Source organism: Nonlabens sp. Asnod3-A02 (assembly GCF_045063755.1).
Taxonomy (GTDB): domain Bacteria; phylum Bacteroidota; class Bacteroidia; order Flavobacteriales; family Flavobacteriaceae; genus Nonlabens; species Nonlabens xylanidelens.
The window spans coordinates 522,889-537,956 of sequence record NZ_JBEFOC010000008.1 but is presented as its reverse complement, the minus strand read 5'-3'; the positions used below and the strand labels follow the sequence as shown (position 1 = coordinate 537,956).

Genomic DNA, 15,068 nt, shown 5'->3' with positions numbered 1-15,068 from the left:
AACCTTTCCCTAACCCTAAAGGGTAGGTTTCTTAATAATACTATTGTTTAAAAGCTTTTGTTTCCGCACCCTTTAGGGTTGGGGAACGGAAACTATAAAATATAAGTTTGAGCGATTGAGAATTGTTTAAAACCTCTAACGCCAGGACGTTTACCAAAGAAAAAATCATGTTAGATAAAATAGGAATAGCAAAGAGAATAGCACAAGAAGTAAAAAACGGATACTATGTGAACCTAGGAATAGGAATTCCTACACTGGTAGCAAACTATGTCCCTGATGGAATGGAAGTAGAGTTTCAGTCAGAGAATGGTGTTTTAGGAATGGGACCTTTTCCATTTGAAGGAGAAGAAGATGCAGACGTTATTAACGCTGGTAAACAAACCATTACTACCATGCCTGGAGCTAGCTTTTTTGATAGCGCAACAAGTTTTGGGATGATACGTGGACAGCATGTAGATCTTACTATATTGGGAGCTATGGAAGTGGCAGAAAATGGAGACATTGCTAACTGGAAAATACCAGGTAAAATGGTAAAAGGAATGGGCGGTGCTATGGATCTTGTAGCCAGTGCAGAGAATATTATAGTAGCTATGATGCATACTAATCGTGCTGGAGCATCAAAACTGCTTAAAAAATGTTCTTTACCACTTACTGGTGTGAACTGTATCAATAAAGTAGTTACTAACCTTGCTGTCCTTGAAGTAACAGAAAAAGGTTTTAAACTCTTAGAACGTGCGCCTGGTGTAAGCATAGAAGATATTCAAAACGCTACCGAAGGAACACTGATTATCGATGGAGATATTCCTGAGATGAGTATTTAAAACTTTTTACTTCCCAAGGGTAGAATTAATTCTACCCTTGGAAATCAAATCATAAGTATGGATTACAATATCCTAAAAAAGTCACTTCAAATGGTGGCAGATTTTGCTCAAAATACTCATAGTATAAATACGGTTTCTGAGTTTTTAATTGTTCATGAAAGAAACCTAAAAATGTTACATCACTATGTCGTGGAGCATAATGATGATTTTGTAAAAGAATTATTGACTTCTATACCACAAATCTCACCTACTGAAGTGAAACAATATATAGAACATGATCGTGGTCTTGCAACTAATAAAAGAGGTGGGCTATACACTTTAATAAAACTGTTTATGAATAACGGTAAAGAAGATATCGAAGTCCTTAAAGAGAAATTTGACTTTATAGCAAATCGCAATAATACCATCATTATGATTTTGAATAATAGTGGTTTTTAACTAAGCTTAAAACAGCTTTTTAGAAACCAACACGCCAAGTATTTGTCTTGGCATGTTTGGTTAAAGTAGATAAGTTAAAAATATTGATCTTCATTCTATTATCGAGAATGAATTTAGACTATGCCAACACGTATAGTTGGCATGTCAAATTTTAAAAACTTTATTATTTCTGTTTGATACATTTATGGAATAGCAAAAAGTTAGTATTCCAACCATTCTAATTCTCCATCGAGTTCTTGATTACAAAACTCTAGATGAATAACTCTTCGATCAGAGTTGCTTGTTGATTTATGAGAAGCATGAAGCAATAAAGGCTTCATAAGCATGTATTCACTTTTGTTTAGTTTACAAATTAATTCATCGTCTGTATTGATCCGATTTATTTGTTCTCTTTTTAAAATACCGTTAGAATGCGAGTTTTTAATAACTCGTAAAGCGCCGTTTTCTTCATTAGTGTCATCTAGATGGATACGTACAGTTATTGTGTTTTCTAAAATACGTTTTGGAGGTATTACACCGTGTTGTTCTTTTTTAAATGTCCATCCTTTATATCCCTCGGTATCGATTTTTTCTTTTACACCAATACTTAAGTCTTGATGATAAGGAACAAACCAGTTAGACATTGCTGGTTTATTGAAGTAGATAGATTTAGTTAGAGAGTATTGTTCTTTAATTAAATACTTTAAAATAGGAATCTCAAAAAGAATATTTAAGTCTGGAAGTCTTTTAATTAATTGTCTAATAGCATATTTATCTGCCTGAGAATTATTTTCAAAATAAGCATTTAAGTTACTTTCAATTTTTTGAATAATAGAGTTGTCAATAGATTGATCATTAAATGAAAAACCATCTTTATGAAGCTTTTGAAATGTGTCTGAAATCATCATACTTCTAAACTATTTAACTCATTAAAAATGTATTACTATACTTATTATTTTTCCTTTTAAAATTTTTATTTAAACGGTTTTATCATATCAAAAAGGGTGGAATTAATTCCACCCTTTTTGATATTTGAGTCTAAAACTTTCTCTTAAACCTCATCAAAATTCACCACAACCTTTGCACTAGTTGCATAAGCTTGACATGCTAGTGAGAGTCCAGCTGCAACTTCCTTATCGGTTAAGATCGCATTTTTTGCCATTTGTGCACTACCTTCTTCTATCTGGCATATACAAGAGCTGCAAATACCGCCCTGACAACTGTACGGTGCATCGATGTCATTTTTAAGCATGGCATCTAGTAAAATCTCGTCTCTTTTTACAGTAAGTGTGTGCGTCTCATCATCGAGTATTACCGTAAGCTCAGTTAAATGACTGTCTTCTGATATTTCTATTTTATTCTCTTTGGCAGCAAAAAGTTCGAACTTGATGTTCTCCTTTGTAAGAACCTCTTTTTCTACCAGATTATCTGTCGCCATAGAAATCATCTCTTCTGGTCCACATAGGTATGCTTTTGCAAAAGTGAGATCGGCAACTTCTTGTTTCAAGAAAAAGTTGAGGTTAGATTTACTCACACGTCCGAATAATGCCTCATCACGCTCCTCACGAGAGAAACAATATTTAAGGAAAAAACGACCTCCATATTGATCCTTAAGATCATTGAACTGCTCGTAGTAAATAGTTTGTGCTACCGACTGATTTCCATAAATCAAGGCCACTTTGCTTTCTGGCTCATTCGTAAGTACTTCCTTGATAATAGAAGTAATAGGAGTAATACCACTACCTGCTGCTATCATCAAATAATTTTGAGCGGTTTCACTTTTTTCATGAATAAAAAGACCGTCTGGTGTAGCAACTTCTAGCTGGTCACCTGCACGCAATGTCATGGCATAGTTAGAAAAAACACCTTTTTCTACTGCTTTAATAACCACTTTTAAATCATTTTCATGCGGCGCGCTGGATAGAGAGTAAGCACGACGTACTTCTTCTCCATTTATGGTAGCTTTGAGCGTTAAGTACTGACCAGAGATGTAGTTAAAATCTGCTGTGAGGGCTTGAGGTATATCAAATATAATCTCTACTGCCTGAGAAGTAACTTTGGTAACTTGTTTTATAGTAAGATGATGAAAAATCATGTGGTATATTTAAAGCTGCAAAAGTAATAAAGGAAATCGAGCTGTAACATTTTTAACAAAATGATTACTTATAAATCAAATCACACCAAAATGATCAAACAATTTATCAACCTTGAGTGGAAGAGCTTTTTTAGAAGTGCAGCTTTTAAAAAGAATCTAGCCTTTAAAATCTTTCTTGGATTTTTTGCATTGTTATTGATTCTAGAATTTGCAGGAGCAGGAGCAGTAAGTTTCTTCTTAATCGAAGACGGGATAGAAGATGGTACAATTACAGGGACAGACCCTTTTCAAGTAGTAAATAGGTTTCTTATCTACTGGTTGGCTGCAGATTTAGGTTACCGTTATATGTTACAAAAGATGCCAGTGGCAAACATAAGACCACTACTTTATTTGCCATTTTCAAAAAGTAACATTGTAAAATATGCTTTAGGTAAAACTCTACTATCATTTTTTAATATTTTACCAGCTTTCTTTTTTGTGCCATTCAGTATAGTATTGTTGGTACAAGGTTATAATCCAGTAGGTGTTATAAGCTGGCATCTTGCTGCCGTTTTTATCACTTTAAGTATCAATTTCTTAAATATTTTCATGAATAATATGGATAAAGTTTTTTATCCTATGCTAGTTATTCTGGTAGGACTAGGTATTCTACAGCGATATGAGATTTATGATATTACACAGCACACAGAACCTGTTTTCAGCTTCTTTTATAATCAACCATGGAGTTTTGTAATTCCATTGTTAATTGCTGCATCTCTAGCTTATTTTGCTTACGGTTATTTTTTAAAGCAACTGTACTTAGATACAGGACTTAAGTCTAAAGCCAAAGAAGCTACAACAGAAGATTTGAGTTTCTTAAATCGTTTTGGCTCTATTTCTACTTATTTAAAAAATGACATCAAATTAATAAAACGTAATAAAAGAGCCAAAATGACTTTTATAATGGGTTTCTTAATTGTTTTCTATGGTTTGTTTTTTATGTCAGGTCAGTTTGGTAACTACGGAAAAGTATTTGCAGGAATATTTGCCACAGGTGGATTCTTATTCAGCTTTGGTGGTCTAGTACCTTCTTGGGATAGTAGTTACTATAAACTCATGATGTCGCAAAACATCCCTTACCGCGATTTTTTAATGAGTAAATGGTGGTTAATGGTTATAGCAACTGCAGTAAGTACGGTATTAGCTACTTTCTATTTATACTTTGGTTGGGACTGGTGGTTTGCTATTCTAGCAGGTGCAGCTTATAACATAGGTTTTAATAGCTCTGTAGTACTTTTAGGCGGTGCTTATGTAAAAACACCTATAGATTTAATGAGTTCTAAAAAAGCTTTTGGAGATTCTAAAGCCTTTAATGCAAAAACCTTTTTATTGATTATTCCTAAAATGCTTTTACCGGTAGGTATTTATGCCTTATTTGGTGAGACACTGGGTTCTAATTATGGTTTTATAGCCATTGCAGTAACAGGGGTTCTGGGTCTATTGTTTAGAAATAAGATCTTTACTTTAATAGAAAAAATCTATAAAACAGAGAAGTACGACACGATAGCAGCTTATGCTCAAAAGGATTAACTGGTCTGTGAGGACTGTTTAGATTCCGCTTTCGCGAAAGCGAAATAATAACCAACTTTTAATACAACAAGATTATGATTTCAATAACAAACCTTTCAAAAGTATATAACGGCGTTTCTGTTCTAAATATTGAAGAGCTAAAAATCGAAAAAGGCCAAGCGATAGGTCTAGTAGGAAATAATGGTGCAGGAAAAACAACTTTATTTTCTTTGCTACTCGATTTGATCCAGCCTACGACTGGTTATATTTTGAGCAATGATATTAAAATAAGTGAGAGCGAGGACTGGAAACCTTTTACGAGCGCTTTTGTAGACGAAAGTTTCTTAATAGGTTATCTAACACCTGAAGAATATTTTTACTTTATAGGTGAATTAAGAGGGCAGAATAAAGCAGATATCGACGCACTGATTGCTTCTTATTCTGACTTTTTTAATGGTGAAGCCGTGGGACAGAAAAAGTACTTGCGTGATCTTTCTAAAGGAAACCAAAAGAAAGTAGGAATAATTGCTTCTTTAATAGGTAATCCGGAAGTGGTAATTCTCGATGAGCCGTTTGCAAATCTGGACCCTTCTACTCAAATACGTTTAAAGAAAATTATTAAAGGACTTGCTGACGATCCTAACACTACTGTTTTAGTCTCTAGTCACGATTTACAACATGTTACTGAGGTAGCACAAAGAGTTGTGTTGTTAGAAAAAGGAAAAGTAATGATGGATAAAGTAAAAACATCTGGAACTTTTGCAGAGTTAGAAGGTTATTTTAAAGGGATCTCTGAGAGTTATGCTCCTACTGCAGCGATAAGCGAGGAAGAGTAAAACTATGTTGAATTTCAATACTAATTTAAATAATTTAATATGAGTCCAAGATTTAAAATGTTAGGAATTCACGTGATTATTTTTTTGAGTGTTTTTTTACTGGTGAGATATATTATGATGCAGTTTATTGTAGATCCTACGTTTTGGACAACTTTAATCCCTGTAGGGGTGGCCTGGTTAATTGCACCCAGACCTCATGTTACTCAATTGCAGTCTGGTAAGGAGTATGGGCTTAAATTCCTTTTTGGTAAGAAGGTAATGAAGATGTAGGTATCTTTGAAGAAAATAATTATCATGAGCCCTAAAATTAAATCATTCCTTATTTATGGTATTTCGTTTACTGTATTATTCTTGATTTCTAGATATATAGTCATGTTGTTAATGGAGCCTGGTATGTTAACTACATTTATACCATTAGGTGTAGCTATGGTTGTAGCACCTAAACCACACATGGAAGAAACCCAAAACGGTAGAGAGTACGGTTTAAAGTCTATCTTTTTTAAGAAGCCGTTTAAGATGTAATTTCTTATTGTACTCTCCAGCGGCCCTGGTGTTTTAGTTCTTTTACTATTTCTTTTATGGCATCGGCTTTTTCTTTATCTGTTTCATAACGTTTACCATTACTATAGGACTTAGAATAAGTTTTAGTTACTAGAGTGTTTTTTTGACCTAGTTTAAAAGCCACGTACCTAATATATGTTTGCTCCTGGTAACTTCCTTTCTTTTTAAATTCAAAGAGGTATAAGGCTACTTTATCATCTTTGTCTGTGGTGATTACTTTCTTTTCTATGAGACTTAGTTGTTCTTCATTCTTATCAAACAATTTTGCAGTAAGTGCAATACTCCTTGCTAGTTCTTCTTGAGTTACTTGTGGAGAGAGCATTACATCTCTCTTAGAAGCAGTGATAACTACTTGCGCTTTAAGAGAATTATCTTCTTCTATAAGTTCTTGTAATCGCAGTGGTATAGATTCTTCATTCTGTTTTAATAGCGTAAAATACTCTGCTAGGGCTTCTTTTTTACCGCTATCTAATAATTTAGTAAAAAAGTCTTGTGCGTTTTTATCTTTTCTAAATGGAAAAATCAATTTCACATAACTAGTAAGCAAGCCATTTGAGTTATAACTATAACTAGATTTGCGTGCACTCAATGTTCTTTTAATCTCTATTTTTCCATCTGTAATTATTTGTTTACGGTATTTTTTATAAACCTTCTTTTTTACATAATTAGAATCCTTTACTCGTGCTAGCAGCTCATAAACAGGTTCTTTATATTCACTTATAGATGCATAGGTAAGTAAGTCTGGAAATAATCTAGAGGATAATTTTAAAGAATCTCCATATCTATTTAAAGCACTAGAGATGCCAGACTGTTTTAAAGGAAGATCTTTTTCTAGTAACTCCAGTACCTTATCATGATCTGTAGTGGTCTTATTTCTTAATAACTCTTTAAGTATAATAAGTTGTACATCAGGATCATTATAAGAAGTCTCGTATAAATTTGTGATGTATGGAAGTACTCTTGAATCCTCTAACTTCATTAATTCTCCTAGAGTGTATTCTTTAATGTCTTTAAGACTCTTATCATTTATATCTACCGTATTGATTAAATTAATCATCTGTGGGATATCCTTTGCCTTAAATTTTATCTTTCCACTTGCTTCAAAGACTATGGTGTCTTTTGCAGCTACATTTTTAAAGAATATTTCTGTTTTATCGCTAAAAACATCCTTACCCAATAAGGTGTCGCTAGGTGTAAAACTGTCGTAGAATTGGCTTACAAATGGAGATGTTTGTGCCGTGCTATCTATTACCGTTTTAAGATGATAAATGCGTCCTTTATAATACATACTTTTTGCCAGTATATGCTTAGCACTTAGACTGTCTTTAAAAGTTCTTTCATAGATAAAGAGACTGTCCTTTTGAGTTTTTTTCTTGTTTTTTGCACGCATATTATTGCGATATAACTTCATGGTAGACCAGTCTTCTGTATCTACCTCTTTCCATAGATCATTAGGTTTATGAAACATTTGTAAATCATGAAACTTTTCCATTTTCACCTCTATTTGCTCATTTGCAGCTGTGGTATAGTAAGTTGTTTTCTTACTCGCTTCATAAGGTTTAATCTCATCACGAGAGTATCTGTTTCTTGCAGTAGGAGCTATAACAGGGCTTTTAACGTTAAAGAATAGAGCAGTGTCTTGTACAGTTTCAAATTCTTTATAGTCTATTTTATTAAAAGATAGAGAATTGAAAAAAGCATCGGCATTTTTTTGATCAGTTCCTGTATAGCCTAATAAATAATAACTACCGTCCTTTACTATTGCTTTAAGTTGGATTTTAGAGTCGGTAATAGTGTCCATGACAGCTGTCGCACGATAACTGTAATAAGGTGTTTTTTCTGTAGAGCCGCTCTCTTTCTTATAATCTAGATCTTCTAGAAATTCATCTATTATAAATTGTGCTTCAAATTTATCCTCTTCGATATAATCGGTATCAAAAACTGGAGATTCTTGTAGAAAATAAAAAGAGTCTCCATCAGTTCCTTGTAAAAATGTTTTACCAGGGTTATCGATATTGGTACCTACTATATGTTCAGGAAATAGAACCTCATACTTGTTGTAAGGGGCAATAAACTTTTTTAACTTTTTACTGACAGGTGATAAGGTGATAGAATCAAATATGGATTTTTCATATCGTTTTACATAATCCAGTTTACCACCCAATTTTACAACCACTAATTCTAATGGAGTTTTATAAATATGGTATTTCTGGTAATCCCCTTTTTTAGTTTTATTGAGAATAGAAAAGCCAGGGTAAGGAAGTGTAAACTCTTTCTTTTCAATAATTTCTCCTGGTATATCTTCAAAAAGCACATTGTTTAAAAATTCTAAATCAATAATTTTTTTATTGGTGTGTAAATAATCGAGAGTGTTGATTCTAGAAATAGTTAAGAATGCACCATTAGTCATCTCTGGCATCATATAAAATGACTGATTACTGATGCTAAATTCGCGTAGATTATCAAATGTATTTAAAGAAATGGATTGATCAGGGGTACGCTTTCGCGAAAGCGTAGGAGCAACAAAACTCTCGTCCAGATTTTTCTTCTCTCTTTTAGCTAACTCAGTTTGTTTAGAGGTTAATGCTTTTACAGTATAGCCTTTACGTTGCAGCATTTGTATCATCCCTTTTTTACCAGGTAAATGTGCGGCGCCTACACCTGCAAATATTGATTTTGAGCTCATGATAGAATCCATAACCTGTACCATGTTCTCATTGCGATCATAAAGCATGTTCTTTCTATAATACTCTGTATTAGTTGCCGCACCTATAGAGTCTAGTAGAGAAATATTGCGATCTCGATATACATTTTCTTGTATGTCATATCGATTTTCTTTTTCTAGACGCTCTAGCAACCATTTATCAATATCTTTTTTTCCAGGATTAGTCGCGGCTTTTGAAGTTAGGTATTGAGATTCTTTAAAATCTTCTAGACTTATTATGGGTTTTCCAGCCTTTTTTCCAGCCTGAAATATGAACATATCTAGATAAGTCTCTTCTTCAAAGTTATCTGACTCGCTGCTTTTACGATATAGATAACCGTTTAATGCTCTATCATTCATCCTTATACTAGATCTAACCATTTGAGGATCTGGATGCTCTAGTTTAAAGATACTTTTGTAAAAAGAAGATCTATAGGACATGGATGGGTTTTGAACTGAGAGTATTTGTTCTTTGTAGTATTCTCCCATCCATTGTGTTGGGTCAGATTCTAGTGCGATAGCATCTACTTTATTTAAAGAAGTAAAAAACACATCGTCTAGTCTAAAAGCTACTTTACTACTTACATGCATGGTACCATATAAATATGACGGTTTTTCTAAACCATTTCCACTAATTTCCCATAACAGGCTGTTATCTGTTTGTGATTTTGAGAAGGAAGAAAATAAAACGACTGTTATAAATAAAAGATAATATTTCATATAAAATGATAAAGTAAATAAGCTATCAAAAATGATACCTAGTATAGATGTCTAAAAGTAGGGCAAAGACATTTTGAAATCAAACGTTTAACGATCTGTTTTTATATTCACCTTTCTATAAAATTAATTAGTTGCAAGATCTAAACATCACAGAAAGTAAAAAATCCTTATTTTTACCATCTTTCACAATATCAACGCGGTATTTGGAGTTATGGACGTTAGTTTAAAACCTATTTTTTGAAACAGTTTTTCTACAATATTTGTATCGCATTTCTACTCATAGCTATTATTACCGGCTGTAGTAGGAAAAACAATTCTTTTATAAGTCGTAATCTTCATGCTGTTGGGACAGAGTATAATGTTCTTTATAACGGTAACCTTGCTTTACAGGCTGGTCTCGATGGACTAGAACAAACTTATAAAGATAATTACTGGGATATTCTCCCGGTAGAACGCATGACTTTAAAAGATCAAGTATTCTTGCCAGGTGAAAAACCAGCAGATCCTAACTTTGAACGTGCCGAAGAAAAAGCAGTAAAAGCAGTGCAAAAGCACTCCATGCTCATAAATGAAACAGAATATAATCCACAAGTGGACGAGGCTTACATGCTATTAGGTAAGGCTAGATATTATGACCAGCGTTTTATACCTGCGTTAGAGGCATTTAATTACATATTGCAATTTATGCCAGAGAGCGACCAGATCAACCAGGCCAAAGTATGGCGTGAGAGAACTCATATGAGACTGGATAATAATGAAATAGCAATTAAAAATTTAAGTAAATTACTTAAAGAAGAAAAAGGCGACATAGAACAAGAAGATCTCGCTATTGCAAACGCAACTCTGTCTCAAGCTTTTTTAAACATAGAACAAGTAGATAGTGCGTTACTTTACATGAATCGTGCAGAGCGACAGACTAAAAATAGAGAAACACAGGCTAGATATAAATTTATAACAGCACAACTTTTTGCAAAACAAGGGCAGCGCGATAGTGCATTTGCACATTATGATGAAATTATAGACATGCATCGCAAGATCCCACGTCGTTATTATATCAACGCCTACATTGAAAAAATAAAAAACTTTGACGACTCTCAAGATTCTAAAGTAGAACTGCTAGAGACCATAACAGATCTAGAAGAGAATAGAGAAAACAGACCATGGTTAGACGCTATCTACTCTCGTAAAGCTATTTATTATGAGAATGAAGACAGTATAGAAGGTGCAAAGGAATATTATAACAAATCCTTGCGTGCAAGAAACGGTCAGGACAGATATTTGAGAGGTAACAATTATTCTGCTTTGGGTAAAATCAGTTTTGACGAGGCTAAGTTTGTAAACGCAGGTAAATATTATGATAGTGCTGTTGCAAATTATGTAGAACGTACAAAAGAACACAGACTAGTTACTAAAAAAAGAAACAATCTAGAAGATGTTATTTTCTATGAAGGTAGACGTCGCAGTGCCGATAGTATTTTTAAAGTGCTAGCAATGACGCCGCAAGAGCAAGCGGTATATTACCAAGAGTACATAGACGACCTTAAGGCAGAAGAAGAGCGCATAGCACAAGCCGCTGAGGTAGAAGCTGCAAAAGAAGCGCAAAATCAGAATGCATTTCAGACTATTAAAGGTGTAACAAAACGTAGCAAAACGGGCCCGTCATTTTCTACACCTGGATCATCGATAGGTACTTTAAAAAACACTGGTAGTTCTTTTTATTTTTATAACCAGCAAACTGTTGCCCGCGGTAAGGTAGACTTTAGAAGAAAATGGGGTAAACGTGATCTTAAAGATAACTGGAGACGTAAAAACAAAAAAGAAGAACTAGAGACCGAGGTGATAGATGAGCAAATCACAGAGGTAGAAGAAGTGAGACCAGAATTTAAAACAGAATTCTACACAAGCACTTTGCCAGAAGGTAAAATCATGCTAGACAGCATCGCGCAATCTAGAAATTTTGCTTACTATCAATTAGGAGTGATATATAAGGAGAAGTTTAAGCGCAATGATCTTGCTATTAATCGTTTTGACACCTTATTAACTCACGATCCTGAAGAGAAATTATTGTTGCCAGCACTTTATAACTTGTATTTAATTTATAAAGAAGATGGAGGTAGTAACGCTTTCGCGAAAGCGGAACAATTAAAAAACAAAATCATATCTAACTATCCAGATACACGATATGCTCAAATATTAAGGAATCCAGAGGCAAAACTAGATGATAGTGCTAGTCCACTAGCTGTTTATAATAGACTTTACAAAGAGTATGAAAAGGAGAATTATGAAGTAGTTATATCTAGTGCAGAGAATTATGCAAATCGTTTTAGTGGTGATGACATAGTACCGCGTCTAGAATTATTAAAGGCATTTGCAGCTGGTAGACTTTATGGTTTTGAAGAGTATAAAAAAGGTCTGGACTACGTGGCTTTAAACTTTCCAAATACAGAAGTAGGTAAAAGCGCTCAAAAACTAGCCTCAGATGCTGAGACTATTAAAATTGCAGAGGCTTTCCAGCCAGAAAATAATTTAAAAGACTTTAAGCTAGTTTATAGATTTAATACTACAGACGCCATAGCAATGGAGAATCTAAAGAATAAGTTATTAGAGGTGTTTAAAAACGAAAATTATAACTTTAGAGTCTCTGTAGATGTATATAATAAGGACGAGAAACTAGTAGTAGTTCATGGTTTAAACTCAAAACTAGGCGCAAGAGGTCTAGGTGATCTTATGGCAAAACCAGAGAATAATTATAACATAACAAAATCATTCTTTGCTATAGCGTCAGAAAATTATAAGATTATTCAGGTCTATAAGAATCTAGATAAGTACCAAAAAGAAATGCTTTAACGCAATCATATGTTTAACGATAAAAAAAATAAGAAATCTTCTATGGAAGCAGGTAAATCACAAAATAGAATAGGTCATGGAACAACAATCAATGGCGATGTAGTAAGTGATGGAGGTTTTAGAATAGATGGTGTTATAAACGGTACACTTAAAACGCCTGGTAAAGTAGTGATAGGTAAGGATGGTAAGATAGATGGTACTCTAGAGTGCGCAAATGCAGACGTAGAAGGTGTGTTTTCTGGAACATTAGTGGTTAACGGTCTTCTTAGTTTAAAGTCCACAGCAAATATTCAAGGAGATGTCTCTACTCAAAAACTGGCCGTAGAGCCTGGAGCTACTTTTAATGCAAGTTGTAAAATGGATGCTCCAGTAAAATCTATTACCGCTGGTAAAAGAGGGAAAACAGCCTAGGCATTCATTTTTTAATATTTATGTTATAACGATTACTACCTGTAGTTAATTACTATCGTATAGTCGGTAATTAAAATTTGCACTAGAGATGGTAGTCATCACCAGTTTTAGGGTTTTCTTTGTTGCATATTAAAGTCATACTATTATTTACCTTAAAATCATCCAGTGAATTTTTATCTTAAAACATTTCTTGTAGTCTTATTATTAACAGCCGTTTTTTATGGTGCACATTACCTTATAGTAGAAGACCCTGCGATTTCTTTAATTAAAACCTATTCATTTTTAGGTGCAGCGACGTTTATAACGGTGAGTGCGTTGAAATATGTTTTTGGTTTAGTGCCTGATAAATTAGGCTTTTCATTCTTAGCTCTAGTGTTTGTAAAGTTCGGTGTAGTGTTTCTTTTATTCCCTGAATTATTGAGTGATGATCCTAAATTATCTAAGGTAGAGTTACTAGGCTTTCTAGTACCATACTTTATCTTTTTATTTATGGAAGCGGCAATTGTTATTAAGTGGCTTAATAAGAATTAATTGGCGGTTAAAAACCTCTTTAAAAATCGTGAAAAAATTAACTTTTAAAAGCTATGTTTTTACACGTTTTTTTGTCATACATTTGCAGCCGAATTAAAAGACCTAACTTTTTAAGGTGATTTACATGTTTACAGCGTACTTAAAAACAGCTTTTTTTGCTTTAATCCTAACAGCTTTTGCAACAGCACAAGCACAGGATAACCATGGTGATGTTGATCATCATGAACAGGTGGTTGCCGATGGTGGAAAAGTGAATACAAAAGAAGAGATCAAGTCTTATATAGAACATCACTTACAAGACTCTCACGATTTTCATTTATTTTCTTACACAAATGATGCAAATGAGCGCAAGCACATAGGTTTCCCTTTACCAGTTATGGTATGGTCTAGTGCAGGTCCTAAATTTTTCTTATCATCAAAATTTCATCATGATGATAATGCTCAGGTTCTTGTAAAAGAAGGTGATGCTACATTCTTTAAACTACACAGTAAGATTTATGAATTAGAATCTGGTGCTGCAGCGGTAAGTTATGATGGTGATCACCATCCTTCAAATGCTCACAAGGTGTTTGATTTTTCTATTACTAAATCTGTTTTTGGTTTACTAGCAGTAGGTTTAATTATTTTCTTGTTATTCCGTTCTCTAGCGAGACAGTACAAGACTAGAAGTATTCCTACAGGTGTAGGTCGTGTTTTAGAACCTTTAGTTCTTTATGTAAGAGATGAGATTGCTCGTCCTAACATAGGAGAGAACAAGTACAAAAAATTCATGCCTTATTTATTAACGGTATTTTTCTTAATCTGGATTTCTAACCTTTTAGGTCTTACACCATTCGGTTTTAACATTACAGGTCAGATCGCTATTACTTCTTGTTTAGCTTTATTTACCTTCTTTATTGTACAATTTAGTGCAAACAAAGATTACTGGAAACACATTTTCTGGATGCCAGATGTGCCAGTTTTAATGAAGATAGTTTTAATTCCTATAGAGTTATTAGGGATTTTCACAAAACCATTTTCACTATTGATACGTCTTTTTGCAAACATAACTGCAGGTCACTTTGTTGTGATGAGTCTTATCGCATTAATGATTACACTTAAAGCTCAGTTTGGAGCAGTAGGTTCTACAGGATTATCTGTTGTGCTTACCTTATTTATATCAGTAATAGAAGTATTAGTTGCTTTTCTACAAGCGTTTATCTTTACCATGTTGTCATCACTATTTATAGGTATGGCAGTTGCAGAGCATGATCACCATGAGCATGCAGGTACAGAAGAAGATGATGTAGATGAAGTAAGAGAACGTTTTATTTAATTTTTTTGTTTAATTTTTAATTTCAATAATCATGGAGGGAACTCTTAATTTAGTTGGTGCAGGTCTTATCGTAATCGGTGGAGGTCTTGGTCTTGGTCAAATTGGTGGAAAAGCAATGGAAGCTATTGCTCGTCAACCAGAAGCAGCAGGAAAAATCCAAACAGCAATGATCATCATTGGAGCACTTCTTGAAGGGCTTGCATTTGGAGCACTTATCTTAGGTAGTTAATATCTAACGATAACATTTTACAAAAAGAACACT

14 protein-coding genes are annotated in these 15,068 nt (G+C 33.8%); 11 read left to right on the top strand and 3 right to left on the bottom strand.

From position 1 onward, the window contains the following. Positions 1-167 precede the first annotated feature (167 nt). A complete protein-coding gene (locus ACJJVN_RS12415; RefSeq protein WP_405378419.1) occupies positions 168-821 on the top strand; it encodes a CoA transferase subunit B in 654 nt (217 codons plus the stop codon). 57 nt (positions 822-878) lie between these two features. Then, positions 879-1,259, top strand: coding sequence for a hypothetical protein (locus ACJJVN_RS12410; RefSeq protein ID WP_104514180.1), 381 nt, complete (start codon positions 879-881; stop codon positions 1,257-1,259). A gap of 200 nt (positions 1,260-1,459) precedes the next feature. Here the strand turns inward: ACJJVN_RS12410 and ACJJVN_RS12405 are convergent, their stop codons facing one another. Then, the gene (locus ACJJVN_RS12405; protein WP_405378417.1) at positions 1,460-2,146 is read right to left on the bottom strand and encodes a phytanoyl-CoA dioxygenase family protein; all 687 of its coding nucleotides are present in this window, start codon (positions 2,144-2,146) and stop codon (positions 1,460-1,462) included. A gap of 143 nt (positions 2,147-2,289) precedes the next feature. Next, complete coding sequence (locus tag ACJJVN_RS12400; RefSeq protein ID WP_405378415.1) at positions 2,290-3,333, bottom strand: 2Fe-2S iron-sulfur cluster-binding protein; 1,044 nt, start codon at positions 3,331-3,333, stop codon at positions 2,290-2,292. Between the two features lie 90 nt (positions 3,334-3,423). Between ACJJVN_RS12400 and ACJJVN_RS12395 the strand changes: the two genes are divergently transcribed. The 4 genes from ACJJVN_RS12395 (at position 3,424) to ACJJVN_RS12380 (ending at position 6,239) form a co-directional block, all read left to right on the top strand. Further along, the gene (locus ACJJVN_RS12395; protein ID WP_405378413.1) at positions 3,424-4,902 is read left to right on the top strand and encodes a DUF5687 family protein; all 1,479 of its coding nucleotides are present in this window, start codon (positions 3,424-3,426) and stop codon (positions 4,900-4,902) included. Positions 4,903-4,976: 74 nt separating this feature from the next. After that, the gene (locus ACJJVN_RS12390) at positions 4,977-5,717 is read left to right on the top strand and encodes an ABC transporter ATP-binding protein (protein WP_405370151.1); all 741 of its coding nucleotides are present in this window, start codon (positions 4,977-4,979) and stop codon (positions 5,715-5,717) included. Positions 5,718-5,756: 39 nt separating this feature from the next. After that, complete coding sequence (locus ACJJVN_RS12385; RefSeq protein ID WP_405378411.1) at positions 5,757-5,987, top strand: hypothetical protein; 231 nt, start codon at positions 5,757-5,759, stop codon at positions 5,985-5,987. Between the two features lie 24 nt (positions 5,988-6,011). Continuing rightward, positions 6,012-6,239, top strand: coding sequence for a hypothetical protein (locus tag ACJJVN_RS12380; protein WP_405378409.1), 228 nt, complete (start codon positions 6,012-6,014; stop codon positions 6,237-6,239). Positions 6,240-6,243: 4 nt separating this feature from the next. Here ACJJVN_RS12380 and ACJJVN_RS12375 read toward each other — a convergent pair whose 3' ends face one another. After that, positions 6,244-9,702, bottom strand: coding sequence for a TraB/GumN family protein (locus ACJJVN_RS12375; RefSeq protein ID WP_405378407.1), 3,459 nt, complete (start codon positions 9,700-9,702; stop codon positions 6,244-6,246). Between the two features lie 237 nt (positions 9,703-9,939). Between ACJJVN_RS12375 and ACJJVN_RS12370 the strand changes: the two genes are divergently transcribed. From ACJJVN_RS12370 to atpE, 5 genes are all read left to right on the top strand, one after another. Beyond that, on the top strand, positions 9,940-12,549 hold the full coding sequence (locus ACJJVN_RS12370) for a tetratricopeptide repeat protein (RefSeq protein ID WP_405378405.1): 2,610 nt from the start codon (positions 9,940-9,942) through the stop codon (positions 12,547-12,549). A gap of 9 nt (positions 12,550-12,558) precedes the next feature. Next, positions 12,559-12,960 carry a polymer-forming cytoskeletal protein gene (locus tag ACJJVN_RS12365; RefSeq protein WP_104514171.1) on the top strand — a complete coding sequence of 134 codons (402 nt, stop codon included), beginning with the start codon at positions 12,559-12,561 and terminating at the stop codon, positions 12,958-12,960. Between the two features lie 165 nt (positions 12,961-13,125). Further along, positions 13,126-13,491 (top strand): hypothetical protein, encoded by a 366-nt coding sequence (locus tag ACJJVN_RS12360; RefSeq protein ID WP_104514170.1) that lies wholly within the window; start codon positions 13,126-13,128, stop codon positions 13,489-13,491. A gap of 124 nt (positions 13,492-13,615) precedes the next feature. Beyond that, entirely contained in the window at positions 13,616-14,806 is a 1,191-nt protein-coding gene (atpB, locus tag ACJJVN_RS12355; RefSeq protein ID WP_405378403.1) for a F0F1 ATP synthase subunit A, read from the top strand. Positions 14,807-14,837: 31 nt separating this feature from the next. Next, positions 14,838-15,035 carry an ATP synthase F0 subunit C gene (atpE, locus tag ACJJVN_RS12350; protein ID WP_104514168.1) on the top strand — a complete coding sequence of 66 codons (198 nt, stop codon included), beginning with the start codon at positions 14,838-14,840 and terminating at the stop codon, positions 15,033-15,035. Positions 15,036-15,068 lie beyond the last annotated feature (33 nt).

Coding starts and splice junctions, on each gene's coding strand:
- ACJJVN_RS12410 (WP_104514180.1), top strand. CDS start 879: ATGGATTACAATATCCTAAAAAAGTCACTTCAAATGGTGGCAGATTTT.
- atpE (WP_104514168.1), top strand. CDS start 14,838: ATGGAGGGAACTCTTAATTTAGTTGGTGCAGGTCTTATCGTAATCGGT.
- ACJJVN_RS12395 (WP_405378413.1), top strand. CDS start 3,424: ATGATCAAACAATTTATCAACCTTGAGTGGAAGAGCTTTTTTAGAAGT.
- ACJJVN_RS12385 (WP_405378411.1), top strand. CDS start 5,757: ATGAGTCCAAGATTTAAAATGTTAGGAATTCACGTGATTATTTTTTTG.
- ACJJVN_RS12365 (WP_104514171.1), top strand. CDS start 12,559: ATGTTTAACGATAAAAAAAATAAGAAATCTTCTATGGAAGCAGGTAAA.
- atpB (WP_405378403.1), top strand. CDS start 13,616: ATGTTTACAGCGTACTTAAAAACAGCTTTTTTTGCTTTAATCCTAACA.
- ACJJVN_RS12415 (WP_405378419.1), top strand. CDS start 168: ATGTTAGATAAAATAGGAATAGCAAAGAGAATAGCACAAGAAGTAAAA.
- ACJJVN_RS12405 (WP_405378417.1), bottom strand. CDS start 2,146: ATGATGATTTCAGACACATTTCAAAAGCTTCATAAAGATGGTTTTTCA.
- ACJJVN_RS12390 (WP_405370151.1), top strand. CDS start 4,977: ATGATTTCAATAACAAACCTTTCAAAAGTATATAACGGCGTTTCTGTT.
- ACJJVN_RS12380 (WP_405378409.1), top strand. CDS start 6,012: ATGAGCCCTAAAATTAAATCATTCCTTATTTATGGTATTTCGTTTACT.
- ACJJVN_RS12375 (WP_405378407.1), bottom strand. CDS start 9,702: ATGAAATATTATCTTTTATTTATAACAGTCGTTTTATTTTCTTCCTTC.
- ACJJVN_RS12400 (WP_405378415.1), bottom strand. CDS start 3,333: ATGATTTTTCATCATCTTACTATAAAACAAGTTACCAAAGTTACTTCT.